The organism is Bradyrhizobium sp. (assembly GCF_019244115.1).
In the GTDB taxonomy this organism is placed as follows: domain Bacteria; phylum Pseudomonadota; class Alphaproteobacteria; order Rhizobiales; family Xanthobacteraceae; genus Bradyrhizobium.
Window position 1 is genome coordinate 1 of record NZ_JAFATE010000045.1, and the last position, 12,716, is coordinate 12,716.

The window sequence follows — 12,716 nt, forward strand, 5'->3', positions numbered from 1 at the left end:
CGCCGGCGAGGAGCTGGTGGGGGCGAGCGAGCGCCGGCTGTGCGCGCTGCGCGGCGACCGCATGGCGATGGTGTTCCAGGAGCCGATGACGGCGCTCAACCCGGTGGAACGGGTCGGCAACCAGATCGCCGAGATTCTCGAGATCCACACCATCCTTGATGCCAAAGGGCGTCGCGAGCGGGTGCTCGAAATCATGCGTGCGGTGCATCTCCCCGATCCCGAGCACATGATCGATGCCTATCCGCACCAGCTCTCGGGTGGGCAGCGCCAGCGCATCATGATCGCGGCGGCGCTGGTGCTCGATCCTGCGCTGTTGATCGCCGACGAGCCGACCACCGCGCTCGACGTCACGACCCAGGCGCAGATTTTGAGCCTGATCCGCGAGATGCAGGCGCGCAAGAAGACGGGCGTGCTATTCATCACCCATGATTTCGGCGTGGTCTCCGAGATCGCAGACCGTGTTGTCGTGATGCAGTTTGGCCGCGTCGTCGAACAAGGGCCGCGCGAAAACGTGCTGCGGCGGCCGCGTGAGCCCTACACGCGTATGCTGATGGCCGCGGTGCCGAGCATGATCCCACCATCGCGTGCACCGGCAATCGGCGCGGTGACGCTGGCGACGACTGGTCTTCACAAGACCTACGGCAAGCGCAGTTTCTGGCAGAAGCGGGCGCGCGTGGTCAACGCGGTCAATGACGTGACGCTCGAGGTGCGGCGCGGCGAGACGCTCGGCATCGTCGGCGAATCCGGCTCGGGCAAGTCGACGGTGGCACGCTGTATCGCGCGCCTGGTCGATCCGACCTCCGGCAGGATCGCGATCGAAGGCAGGGACATTGCCGCGCTCTCGGAAGCTCAGATGCGCCCGCTGCGGCGGGGCGTCCAGATGGTGTTCCAGGACCCTTATCGGTCGCTCAATCCGCGCCGGACGGTCGGCGAGGCGATCATCGAGGGGCCAATGAATTTCGGCGTCTCGCGCGACGCTGCGCTGAAGCGCGCGCGGGCGTTGATGTCGACCGTGCATCTGTCGCCCGATGCGCTCGACCGCTACCCGCACCAGTTTTCCGGCGGCCAGCGCCAGCGCATCTGCATCGCCCGCGCGCTCGCGATGGAGCCGTATCTGTTGATCGGCGACGAGCCGGTCTCCGCGCTCGATGTCTCGGTGCAAGCGCAGGTGTTAAAGCTGCTCGACGAGGTGCGGCGGCAGTTCGATCTCGCCGTGCTGTTCATCACCCATGACCTGCGCGTGGCCGCGCAGGTCTGCGACCGGCTTGCGGTCATGCAGAAGGGGATCATCGTCGAGCAGGGCGCGACCGCCGACGTGTTCGCCAATCCCAGACATCCCTACACAAGGGCGCTGTTCGAGGCGGCGCCCGGGCGCCACCAGGAGTTCGGCCGCGGCGACTGAGCGACAAGAAAAGACCGGAGGGTGGAAGCACGGATGAACATCCGGGAGTACGCGAAATATGATGCGACTGACCTCGCATCGACGTCTTACTCAGCGTGCGGCCAAGACGTGGATGCCCGCGACAAGGGCGGGCATGACGAGCCGGTATCACTGATACGCCGCCACGATATCCGACACGGCGCGCTCCAATTGCTGCGCGGTGGCGCATTGGCGCGCCACGGTGCAAAAGGTCTGGTAGCGCAGCATCTCCGAATCGCCCCAGCCCCAGCTCATGCGGCCCTCCGGGTTGAGCCAGACCAGGCGCTTGCAGCGCTCCGAGATGCGGCGGACGATGTCGGCGCCGGGATCGAGATTGTTGCTGCGCCCATCGCCAAGCACAATCACGGTGGTTTGCGGCGTCACGGCGTCGATCGCCTGCCGTTCGAAATCGGCGAAGGAGGAGCCGTAATCGGACGAGCCGAAACCGACCTTCGACATGATCTCGGCCATCGCCTCGTCGGCGCCCTTCGTCTGCAAAATCTCGCTGACCTCGATCAGGTGACCGGAAAACGCAAAGGAGCGCACGTCCGACACCACCTCGTGCAGGCTGTGGATCAGCAGGAGAAAGAAATCGGACACGCGCGCCACCGACCCGGAGACGTCGCACAGCGCGACGATCTTGGGCCGGTCGCGGTGCCGGCGTTTCCAGGCGGTGAGAAACGGTACGCCGCCCCAGGCCGCATTGCGCCGCAGGGTTCTGCGCACGTCGAGATGGCCGCGACGCTGGCGCTTGCGCGGCTTGCTGTAGCGCTCGCGAAGCCGGCGGGCGATCTTAAGGATCAGCGCCCGCATTTCCTCGACCTGGCGCGGCTCGATCCGGGACAGCGGGGCGTTGCGCAGGATGTCGTTGCGCAGGCTTTCCGCCTCTTCGCGTCCGTAGAGCAGCAGCGCCTGGGAAACCGCGTCGCGGACGTTTTCGCGCAGCGCCTCCAGCGCCGCCGCGAGCCGCTCGGCCAGTGCCGGGTTGTCCGCAGTCAGCACGTCGAGGTCGTCGCGCAGCCGCGCAATGCCCATGGCGTCGAGGATGCGGCCCGAGAACAGGCCGCGCTGGGTGAAGAAACGGATGCTGGAGAGCGATGTCGCATTCGACGCGGTCGCGATCGCGGCCTGGATCGCGGCGCGATCCTGCGCCAGCAGCATTTGCGCCAGCGGACCGAGGCCTTCGCTCGACGAACCGCCGCCGCCGGGACTGCTCGCATCGGCCTCACTGCTGGCTTCGGCCGCGGCCGCCCGATCCGCTTCGCCGTTGCCGTTCGCCGGCTGCGATGGCGCCGGCGCGGCGAAGAACAGGTCAAAACAGTCGCTGAGCGCGCGCTTCTCGTCCTGGGTCTTGGCGAGCGTCAGCAGAAAGGTGTCGCGCAGCACCTCGCGGTCGAAAATGCCGACGCTGGCCACCGCCCGCATCGCATCGATGCTCTCGGCCGGCGAGACGCGCACGCCGGCGCCGCGCGCCGCGCGGAAGAAGCGATGCAGGTTTTCTTGCATCGCGCGCCCTTCAGCCGAACACGTTCTGGCGCAGCGCCTTGGCCACGAAGGTCGTCACGTGGGGCAAGGTTGCTTCGACGTCGGACTCGTATTTCAAAAGCACATTGAGCGTATCCTTGACGACGTCGTGGCCGAGCTCGGCAGCCTGCAGCAGCACCAGCACCCGCGCCCAGTCGATGGTCTCGCTGACCGAGGGCTGCTTTTTCAGGTCGAGGGTGCGGACGTCGTGGATGAAACTGACCAGCTGCCGGCGCAGGACCTGTGCGATGGCGGGCACGCGGCTTTCGACGATGCGCTCTTCCAGCTTCTGCTCTGGGAAGCCGATATGCAGATGCAGGCAGCGCCGCTTCAGCGCATCGCCGAGATTGCGCTCGCTGTTGGAGGTCAGGATCACGGTGGGCGGCACCACCGCCGAGACGGTGCCGAGCTCGGGAATGGTGACCTGAAAGTCGGAGAGAATTTCGAGCAGCAGCGATTCGAACTCGGCGTCCGATTTGTCGATCTCGTCGATCAGCAGCACGCAGCCGGCTTCCTGCTCCAATGCCTGCAGCAGCGGCCGCGGCTCGACGAATTCCTTGGAAAAAAACACGTCGCCGAAATCGTGCAGCTGGTCGAGCGCCGCATGCAGCGTGGCGGCGCCGCCGAGCACTTCGCCGAGCTTGTCCTTCAGGATCTGCGTGTAGAGGAGCTGTTTTGCGTATTTCCACTCGTAGAGCGCCTTGGCCTCGTCGAGGCCCTCATAGCATTGCAGGCGGATCATCTTCAGCCCACGCCAGGCAGCGACCGCTTTCGCAAGCTCGGTCTTGCCAACGCCCGCGGGGCCTTCGACCAGGATCGGCTTCGCGATCTGCTGCGAGAGGTAAACCGCGGTCGCGATCTGCCGGCTCGCAATATAGCCTTGCGAAGCCAGGCCGCTTTCGACCGCCTCGATCGAGGCCATGGGCCGAGGATCAGCCACGAATGTGAGCTCCGAGTGATGATCCGTCATCGCTACGCGCGTTCGCGCGGGATGTCCATAGCCGCTGGCCTAGAGTGGCGGCCGCAGCGCGCGGTGCATGTCCATCGTGTACGTATACCGGCCCTCCGGATGGGTTGTCACCGTGACTTCGAACAGCTCGTCCTGCACGCCGTAATAACGGCGGATGACCGTGAGGGCAGGCGAACCGGTTTTGACTCCGAGGGGCTTCGCGATCGAAGGTGGCATGCCGCGCACAAAAATTTCCATCTGGGCGTGCTCGGTGATCTGCCCGAACATTTTTGCGATCTGCTCGTGCACCGGCGTGCGGCCGTGGTCGTTGCGCTTGACCACGGGCGCGAACTTGCGCAGCACATAGATCTCGGTCCAGCCGAGTGGGGCGGCGAACTGGTCGGCGCGCCTGATCGCCTCGATCAGAAACCAGTGCTTGCCGGGTTCGCATTTCAGAAGCGCGGCAAGCGCGCGGTCTGCAACGACATCCCGCGTGGCGGCGACATCACGATAGGTTTCGTTGGAATAGCGCAGCCATTCGCCGAGCGAGGTGACGCTGTGGGTGAACAGCACCGGCGGTTCGCTCGCGATCACCACGGAGCCCAGGCCCGCGCGCCGCACGATCAGGCCCTGATCCCTGAGGATGCGCAGCGCCTCGCGCACCGTCTGCCGGCTCGCGGAATATCTCGCCATCAGCTCCGTCTCGGTCGGCAGGAGATTGCCGACCTCGACCTTGCCGAGGCGGATGTCCCTCTGCAGCCGCGTGGCGATGTCGCGGTAGCGCGACGAGCGTGGCTTAGGCGTCTTAGGCGCCATGACAGGGCTCGGGCTGTCCCGTCACCATGGAACGCAGCGCGGCCTCGAAGGCAGCGAGCGTCGCAAGGACTTCGGCCTTCACCACGGGGAACAGTTGTTTTGCCTCGACCGCGTCGGCAAAGGCGTCGAGCTCGGCTGCGAGTACATCGATCGGTGGACGAAGCACGGTTTCCGGAGCGTGTCCGGATTTGCGGATGACCGTCGTGACGTCGTCCAGCACTTCGACGGATCCCAGGGTGCCGAAGACATGAACACGCCAGTAGAATGGCGTCGCGCGCACGGTGGCCAGCGTGCCGGTGACGCCGCTGGCGAAATCGATCGCGAGCAGCGCCGCATCGAGCGGCGGTGGCCCGATCTCACGCCGATGCAGCCGGGCATAGACCTGGCTGCTCGGGCCGAGCAGGCTGATGAAGGCGTCGAGCACGTGCAGGCCCGCCCCGGTCAGGCCGCCGCCTGGCGATTCCTCGGGCGACAGCCGCCAGCCCGTCGTGATGATGTTGGAATTCTCGTTGCTGTTGTGGCCCTCGACATGAAGGATAGTGCCGAGCTCGCCGTTTGCAACGATGTCCCGCAAGCTCCGCATCGACGGCCAGAACCTGCGGTTATGGCCGACCGCCAGCACGACATTGGCCTTCCGGCAGGCTTCGAACATGCGCGCCGCATCGTCGCGGCGGAGCGCCAGCGGCTTTTCGCAAAACACCTGCTTGCCGTGGCTTGCTGCCGCAATCACCTGGTCATGATGCAGGGAATGCGGCGTGGCGAGCAGCACGGCCTTGATGGCGTCGTCCTCCATGACGCTGTCAAAACTGTCGGTCAGCGCGATCCCGTGCGCTTTGCAAAAATCTCGTGCACGTTCGAGTTCGGTCTCGACCGCCCGCACGATATGAAGCCGGCCACCGGCGCGCGAGGCCTCGACGAGGGCGCGGCCCCAGCGTCCAAGCCCGGCGATCGCACAATTGATCATCCTCTTGTCCTCAGAGCTTGACGCGCGCGCGGTCGATCGCGGCAATGATCGCCGCGCTGTCGCTGTCCGGACCTTCCAGCGCGATCGCGGCGCGCAGCAGCGCCATCTGAACCGAGGTCATCGGCAGGTGCAGATCCCGCGCCTTCGCCTCGCGCAAGATCAGTTCGGAATCCTTTACGCTCTGCGCGATATGCGACTGCGGCGTGAAGTCGCGCTTGAGCATCTTGGCGCCTTTGGTGTTCATCACGCTGGAATAGGCGGCGGACTGGCGGGCGGCCTCCAGGAAGGCGGGGGGATCGAGGCCGAGCCTTTCGGCAAACGCAATGCCTTCGGCCAGCGCGGTCCGGTTGATCTGCAGGATCAGGTTGATCGCGAGCTTTGTGCGGCTGGCGTCACCGATATGGCCGACGGGCAGGCGTTTTGGGCAGAGGATGGTCAGGACGGGCGTGGCCGCTTCGATCGCATGCGCTTCCCCGGCGACGAGCGCGGTGGCGGATCCCTCGCGCGCTTCCGCGCTGGTGCCGGAGACCGGCGCCTCGACGAAGCCAAAACCCGCGCGGGCCGCGTGCGCGGCGATGGCGATGATCTCATCCGGTGCGCAGGTCGTGGTGCAGATGATCAGGGGCCTTAAGCCGCCGTCCGCTTGTTCAAGCTGGTCAAGAACTGTCTCGACCTGCGCTGCATTGTAGACAGCGATCACGATTGTCGGGCAGCGCTTGGCGACCGCCCGGACGGAGCCGGCGCTGTTGCCTTCCATCGCGGCCAAGGCATCGCAGCGGCTGCGATCGACGTCGAAGCCGACCACCTGATGGCCTGCCTCGATCAGCCGCGCGGCAACCGCGGTGCCCATCAGCCCCAGCCCAATCACTCCAACAGGCGCATCGGCGTTCATGACTGCGACACTCTCTCTGAGTTGATGCTATTGAGGTTCGATCCCAGCCGCCTTGGCATCCGCGGTCCACCGCACGATCTCGTTTTTGATGAAAGCCCCAAATTGATCGGGCGGCAGCGTCGCGACGATCACGCCGACCTTGGCGAGCCGCTGCCGGGTATCCGGCGCCGCGAGAATTTTCTCGGTCTCCTGGTAGAGTTTTTTCACGACCTGTTCGGGCGTGTTGGCAGGGGCCAGCAGGCCGTACCAGATCGTGGTCTCGAACCCGGGCATGGCTTCGGCGAGCGCCGGCAGATTTGGCAGCAACTCGTTGCGGTCGGGCGATGTGACGCCAAGGCCGCGCAGCGTGCCGCCCTGCATCTGCGGGATCGCGACCGAGAAATCGCCAAAAGTGAGATCGAGCACGCCGGCCATGACATCGGTCATCGCCTGCGGCACGCCGCGATAGGAGGCCGCGACCAGGCCCACGCCACCACGCGATTGCAGTTGGGCGAGGGAGAGTTGCGATGCGCCGGAGCCGTAGCCCGCCGTCAGATTGCGATGCGTTTTGGCGTAGTCGAGAAACTGGGCCAGGTCCTTTGCTGGAAACTCAGGTTTGACCAGCAGCACCATGGCGGTCGTGGTGGTACGGATGATCGGAGAAAAATCCTTCACCGGGTCATAAGGCAGGTCCTTCAACGTCGCGACGTTGCTGGCGTGCGTCGTGTTGGTCCCCATCAGCAGCGTGTAGCCGTCGGGACTGGCGTGCGCGACCTGCTGAGCGCCGAGGCTGCCGAGTGCGCCAGCGCGATTCTCGACCACTACCGGCTCTCCGAACGCGTCCTGAAGGTGCTGCCCGATCAGCCGGGCGACCTGGTCCGGGCCCGCGCCGGCGGGAAACGGCACGATGATCCTGATCTGGCGCTGGGGATAGTCCTCGGCGAGGCCGCAAGCGATCCCGAGCACCCACAGGAGCACGCCGACGACGGCCCTTCGCATCATCGCGTCCTACCGCTCAGATTTGTACAGGCAAATCGGCCATTGGCCCAGCACTGGGCTGGACCGACGGCTCGACCGGCCGGGTTTTTGTCCGTATAAAGTAGCGGCGTGACGATGCGAGGGCAAGGCGAACATGGCGGACATCAGTGAACTCTACGCGCGGGGCCTGTCGCGGCGACAACAGATGTTCGGGACGGAAGAGGTCGAGAAGCGGATGGCGGCGGCCGGCAGCTTCGGCGCGCCGCTGCAGACCATCATCAACGCCTATGTCTATGGCGACGTCTGGGAGCGCAGCGGTCTTTCCGACCAGATTCGCAGCCTGGTCATGCTCGGCATCACCGCAGCCTCTGGCAAGCCGGCCGAGTTCAGGGTGCATGCGCAGGGCGCGCTAAAAAATGGCTGCTCGCGCGAGCAGGTGCAGGACGTCCTGCTGCTGGTCGCGATGTATTGCGGCATTCCCGCGGCGATCGAGCCGACTCGGATCGCCGCGGAGATTTTTGGCAGCGGTCCGGCCGGATCCGCCGATGCTGCAGTCGCGTGAGCGGCTTTACCGCGGCGAGGGTGGCAGTTGAACGGCCCCTTGCTGACCGAGTCGTTCGATCTCTTCGGGGGAGAACCCGCCCTCGCGCAAAATGTCGCGGCCGTGCTCGCCGAAGGTCGGGGCAGGGCCGGCCGGTTCGGGCTGGGTCGCGCTCCAGGTCGACGGCACCCGCATCTGCCGGATCCGTCCCTCGACGGGATGCTCCGTTGTCTTGAAGAAGCCGACGGCGTCGAGATGCGGGTCCTCCAAAATGCTTTCGAGCGTGTGCATCGGCATGACCGGGATGTCCGCACGCTCCAGTAGCTCGGTCCATTCGGCCGTCGCGCGCGTGAGAAAAATGCGCCCGACTTCCTGATAGATTTCGTTGATATGGGCGTGCCGCGCGGCATGCGTCGCAAAGCGTGGCTGCTCGAGCATCTCCGGCTGGCCGATCGCGCCGAAAAAGCTCTTCCACTGCTTGTCGTTGTAGATCAGTGCGCAGATATGGCCGTCGCTGGTCTTGTACGGGCGCCGGTGCTGCGACAGCAATCGCGCGTAGCCGCCGTGATCGAGCGGTGGATCATAGGTCAGGCCGCCCAGATGATCGATCAGCACGAACTCCGCCATCTCTTCGAACATCGGCACGTCGATGCGCTGGCCAGCGCCGGTGCGATGCTGGTGCATCAGCCCGCCAAGAATGGCGTTGACCGCCTTCAGGCCCACGACGCGATCTGCGACCGTGATCGGCACATAGCGCGGCGTGCCGTCACCGGCCATTGCGATCAGGGTCGGAATCCCCGAGGCGCCCTGGATCAGATCGTCATAGGCCGGTTTTGCGGCATAGGGCCCGGTCTGGCCGTAGCCGAACAGGCCGACATAGAGGATGGCGTGGTTCGCCGCCGCGAGCGCCTCATAGCCGAGGCCGAGCCGCGCCATCGCCTGGGGCCGTACATTGTAGATAATCGCATTCGCCTTTGCCGCGAGCCGCAGCAGCGCGTCGCGCCCTTCGACCTGCTTGAGATCGATCACGATCGAGCGCTTGCCGCGGTTGACGTTGAGGAACATTCCGCCCATGCCCTTGGTGCGGCCGGGGCCGAGCTGGCGCACGATGTCGCCCTCGGGGCTCTCCACCTTGATGACGTCGGCACCCATGTCGGCAAGGATCTGCGTGGCATAGGGCCCCATCAGCACGGTGGTGAGATCGAGGATGGTTATTCCGCGCAGCGGACCCATGAAAAAAGCGCCTCCCTGACGCTGATATCGGTGTATGAAGAGTCTTGGAAGATCAAGCCGAGATCAAGGGCACCGGGATGGATTTTGCGCTCACCGAGCAGCAGGAAGCGATCCGCGACGCGATCGCAAAGATCTGCGCGGGCTTCGACGACGCATACTGGCTGCACGGGGATCGCGAGGGCGGCTTCCCGCATGATTTTCACAAGGCGCTCGCTGACGCAGGCTGGCTCGGCATCTGCGTGCCCGAGGCTTATGGCGGCTCCGGGCTCGGCATCACGGAAGCTGCGATCATGATGCGCACGATCGCGGAATCCGGCGCCGGCATGTCGGGCGCCTCGGCGGTGCATATCAACGTGTTTGGTCTCAATCCGGTGGTCGTGTTCGGTACCGAGGAGCAGCGCCGCCGCATGCTGCCGCCGATGGTGGAGGGCCGCGAAAAGGCCTGTTTTGCGGTGACCGAGCCGAATACCGGTCTCAACACCACGCAGCTCAAGACCCGTGCGGTCGCCAAGAACGACCGCTACATCGTCAACGGCCAAAAAGTCTGGATCTCGACCGCGCAGGTCGCGCACAAGATTCTGCTGCTGGCGCGCACCACGGCGCTGGAAGAGGTGAAGACTCCGACCCATGGCCTCAGCCTGTTCTATACCGATTTCGACCGTGCGCGCATCAAGGTCCACGAGATTGAGAAGATGGGCCGCAAGGTCGTCGACTCCAACGAGCTGTTTTTTGAGGATTTCGAGATCCCGATGGAAGACCGCATCGGCGAGGAGGGACGCGGCTTCCACTACATTCTGGAGGGCATGAATCCCGAGCGCATCCTGATCGCCGCCGAAGCCGTCGGCCTCGGCAAATGCGCGCTCACACGCGCCGCCGACTACGCCAAAGCGCGCATCGTGTTCAACCGGCCGATCGGCCAGAACCAGGCGATCCAGCATCCGCTCGCAAAGAACTGGGTCGAACTGGAAGCAGCGTGGCTGATGGTGATGTCGGCGGCCTGGCAATATGATCGGGGTATGCCCTGCGGCGCAGCGGCGAACGCGGCAAAGTATCTCGCCGGCGAAGCCGGCTTTTCGGCCTGCGAACAGGCGGTGATGACTCACGGCGGTTTCGGCTATGCCAAGGAGTTCCATGTCGAGCGGTACTTGCGCGAGATCATGATCCCGCGCATCGCGCCGGTCAGCCCGCAACTGGCGCTCAGCTTCATTGCCGAAAAAGTACTCGGCCTGCCGAAATCATATTGATCCTGCGGCGCATCGAAAGGTTGGACCATCACGGCAGCGCATGAACCTCAAGCAGCTTGAATATTTCGTGCAGGTGGCCGAGCTGGGCAGTTTCAGCAAGGCGGCCGTGGCGCTCGACGTGGCGCAGCCGGCACTGAGCCGCCAGGTGCGGGCGCTGGAGACCGAGGTGCGCCAGCAGCTTTTCCTGCGCAACGGCCGCGGCGTGGCGCTGACCGATGCCGGAAAGCGGCTGTTCGATCACAGTGTCGCGGTGCTGCAGCTGGTCACCCATGCGCGCGAGGATCTCGGCGCGAGCCGTGACGAGCCGGTCGGCCGTGTCACCATCGGGTTACCGCCGAGCATCGGGCGGCAGATGACATTACCAATCATCGACCGCTTCAAGCAGGAGCTTCCGGCGGCAAAACTCGCCGTGGTCGAGGGGCTATCGAGCCACATCGTCGAATGGGTCACGACCGGGCGGGTCGATGTCGGCCTGGTCTACAATCCGGAGGCGCAGCCCGGACTGGAGATCGTGCCGCTGCTGCAGGAGGCGCTCGGCCTCGTCAGTCATGCGGCCAGGGGCAAGCGGCGCCTCACCGCGCCGCTGCCGATGCAGGAGCTGTCGCACTATCCGCTGATCGTCCCGGAGCGGGTGCACGCAATGCGCCGGCTGCTGGAGACGCAAGCGGCGCTCGCGGGCGTCAAGCTCAATATCGCCTGGGAGGTGTCGAGCGTGCCGTCCATCATCGAGCTGGTTTGCGCCGGTTATGGCCATGCGGTCTTGACCGCGAGCGGGGTTGCCGCGTCCGCACGGGCGGGGGAACTCGCGAGCCGCCGCCTGGTTGATCCGACACCGACCAGCGTGCTCTGCCTCGTCACCTCGGCCCATAAACGCCCGACGCCGCTGACCCAGCGCACCATGCAGCTCCTGACGGCGCTGGCGCGGAAGCTTCCCGCTTGATCCAATTTCAGCATGGCTCAATGGAATTGCCCATGCCGAACGGGAATAGCTGTTAGAAGCGGCGGACGCTGGCGAAAGCGCCGACAGCGGGCCAAAGTGCTACCCGATAGACTGGGCCGAAAACCAAGGCAACGCGCGCCGCGGGCTGAACAATAACAAGAGGAAACGCGGGGGGCGCATCGCCTCCCCGGAAAAGGAGAGGTCAGTGATCATCGACGTCCACGGCCACTACACCACCGCGCCAAAGCAGCTCGAGGAGTGGCGCAACCGGCAGATCGCCGGGATCAAGGACCCCGCCGCAAAACCCAAAACCAGCGAGCTGAAAATCAGCGACGATGAACTTCGCGACTCCATCGAGAGCAACCAGCTCCGGTTGATGAAGGAGCGCGGCAGCGATCTCACCATCTTCTCGCCGCGCGCCAGTTTCATGGCGCATCACATCGGCGATTTCGAGGTGTCGTCGACCTGGGCCGGCATCTGCAACGAGCTCTGCTATCGCGTCTCAAAGCTGTTTCCGGACCATTTCATCGGCGTTGCCATGCTGCCGCAATCGCCCGGGGTAGATCCGAAAACCTGCATTCCTGAGCTCGAAAAGTGCGTCAAGGAATACGGTTTTGTCGGCATCAATCTCAATCCCGACCCCTCCGGCGGCCACTGGACCTCACCGCCGCTCACCGACCGCCACTGGTATCCGATCTATGAAAAGATGGTCGAACTCGACATCCCCGCGATGATCCACGTCTCGACCAGCTGCAATGCGTGCTTCCATACCACCGGCGCGCATTACCTGAATGCCGACACCACCGCCTTCATGCAGTGCCTGACCGCGGACCTGTTCAAGGATTTTCCGACGCTACGCTTCCTGATTCCCCATGGCGGCGGCGCGGTGCCCTACCACTGGGGCCGTTTCCGTGGCCTCGCGCAGGAATTGAAGAAGCCGTTGCTCAAGGATCATCTGCTGAAGAACATCTTCTTCGACACCTGCGTCTATCATCAGCCCGGCATCAACCTGCTGACGGACGTAATCCCGGTCGACAATATCCTGTTTGCCAGCGAGATGATCGGCGCGGTGCGCGGCATCGACCCGGAGACCGGCTTCAACTACGACGATACCAAGCGCTATATCGAGGCGGCGCCGACCTTAAGCGCGAAAGACCGTTACAAGATCTATGAGGGCAACGCGCGGCGCGTGTTCCCGCGGCTCGATGCGGCCCTCAAGGCAAGAGGCAAGTGATC

Annotated in this window: 12 protein-coding genes; 5 read left to right on the top strand and 7 right to left on the bottom strand. The window is 64.8% G+C overall.

The features are described 5' to 3' along the window. Positions 1-1,402 (top strand): dipeptide ABC transporter ATP-binding protein (locus JOZ76_RS02165; RefSeq protein ID WP_291696988.1); only part of this gene is annotated, 1,402 nt, incomplete at its 5' end. A gap of 147 nt (positions 1,403-1,549) precedes the next feature. On the opposite strand, the gene JOZ76_RS02170 is transcribed toward JOZ76_RS02165, so the two are convergent. From JOZ76_RS02170 to JOZ76_RS02195, 6 genes are all read right to left on the bottom strand, one after another. Next, positions 1,550-2,926: a vWA domain-containing protein gene (locus JOZ76_RS02170; RefSeq protein ID WP_291696989.1), complete on the bottom strand. Its 1,377-nt coding sequence runs from the start codon at positions 2,924-2,926 to the stop codon at positions 1,550-1,552. A gap of 10 nt (positions 2,927-2,936) precedes the next feature. Then, positions 2,937-3,866 (bottom strand): AAA family ATPase, encoded by a 930-nt coding sequence (locus tag JOZ76_RS02175; protein WP_441299959.1) that lies wholly within the window; start codon positions 3,864-3,866, stop codon positions 2,937-2,939. Positions 3,867-3,953: 87 nt separating this feature from the next. Then, positions 3,954-4,709, bottom strand: a complete 756-nt coding sequence (locus tag JOZ76_RS02180) for a GntR family transcriptional regulator (protein ID WP_291696991.1) — start codon at positions 4,707-4,709, stop codon at positions 3,954-3,956. Next, positions 4,699-5,673, bottom strand: a complete 975-nt coding sequence (locus JOZ76_RS02185) for a Gfo/Idh/MocA family protein (protein ID WP_291696992.1) — start codon at positions 5,671-5,673, stop codon at positions 4,699-4,701. Before JOZ76_RS02185 ends, JOZ76_RS02180 begins: the two co-directional genes overlap by 11 nt. Positions 5,674-5,683: 10 nt before the next feature. After that, on the bottom strand, positions 5,684-6,565 hold the full coding sequence (locus JOZ76_RS02190; RefSeq protein WP_291696993.1) for an NAD(P)-dependent oxidoreductase: 882 nt from the start codon (positions 6,563-6,565) through the stop codon (positions 5,684-5,686). Positions 6,566-6,592: 27 nt separating this feature from the next. After that, positions 6,593-7,543 carry a Bug family tripartite tricarboxylate transporter substrate binding protein gene (locus JOZ76_RS02195; protein WP_291696994.1) on the bottom strand — a complete coding sequence of 317 codons (951 nt, stop codon included), beginning with the start codon at positions 7,541-7,543 and terminating at the stop codon, positions 6,593-6,595. A gap of 133 nt (positions 7,544-7,676) precedes the next feature. Here JOZ76_RS02195 and JOZ76_RS02200 point away from each other — a divergent pair, with 133 nt between their 5' ends. After that, positions 7,677-8,084, top strand: a complete 408-nt coding sequence (locus JOZ76_RS02200) for a carboxymuconolactone decarboxylase family protein (RefSeq protein ID WP_291696995.1) — start codon at positions 7,677-7,679, stop codon at positions 8,082-8,084. Positions 8,085-8,090: 6 nt separating this feature from the next. On the opposite strand, the gene JOZ76_RS02205 is transcribed toward JOZ76_RS02200, so the two are convergent. Beyond that, positions 8,091-9,296 carry a CaiB/BaiF CoA transferase family protein gene (locus JOZ76_RS02205; RefSeq protein WP_291696996.1) on the bottom strand — a complete coding sequence of 402 codons (1,206 nt, stop codon included), beginning with the start codon at positions 9,294-9,296 and terminating at the stop codon, positions 8,091-8,093. A gap of 77 nt (positions 9,297-9,373) precedes the next feature. On the opposite strand from JOZ76_RS02205, the gene JOZ76_RS02210 reads away from it, so the two are divergent. From JOZ76_RS02210 to JOZ76_RS02220, 3 genes are all read left to right on the top strand, one after another. Continuing rightward, complete coding sequence (locus tag JOZ76_RS02210; protein ID WP_291697017.1) at positions 9,374-10,540, top strand: acyl-CoA dehydrogenase family protein; 1,167 nt, start codon at positions 9,374-9,376, stop codon at positions 10,538-10,540. A gap of 40 nt (positions 10,541-10,580) precedes the next feature. Then, positions 10,581-11,480: a LysR family transcriptional regulator gene (locus JOZ76_RS02215; protein ID WP_291696997.1), complete on the top strand. Its 900-nt coding sequence runs from the start codon at positions 10,581-10,583 to the stop codon at positions 11,478-11,480. A gap of 205 nt (positions 11,481-11,685) precedes the next feature. Further along, a complete protein-coding gene (locus JOZ76_RS02220; protein ID WP_291696998.1) occupies positions 11,686-12,714 on the top strand; it encodes an amidohydrolase family protein in 1,029 nt (342 codons plus the stop codon). Positions 12,715-12,716: the final 2 nt, after the last annotated feature.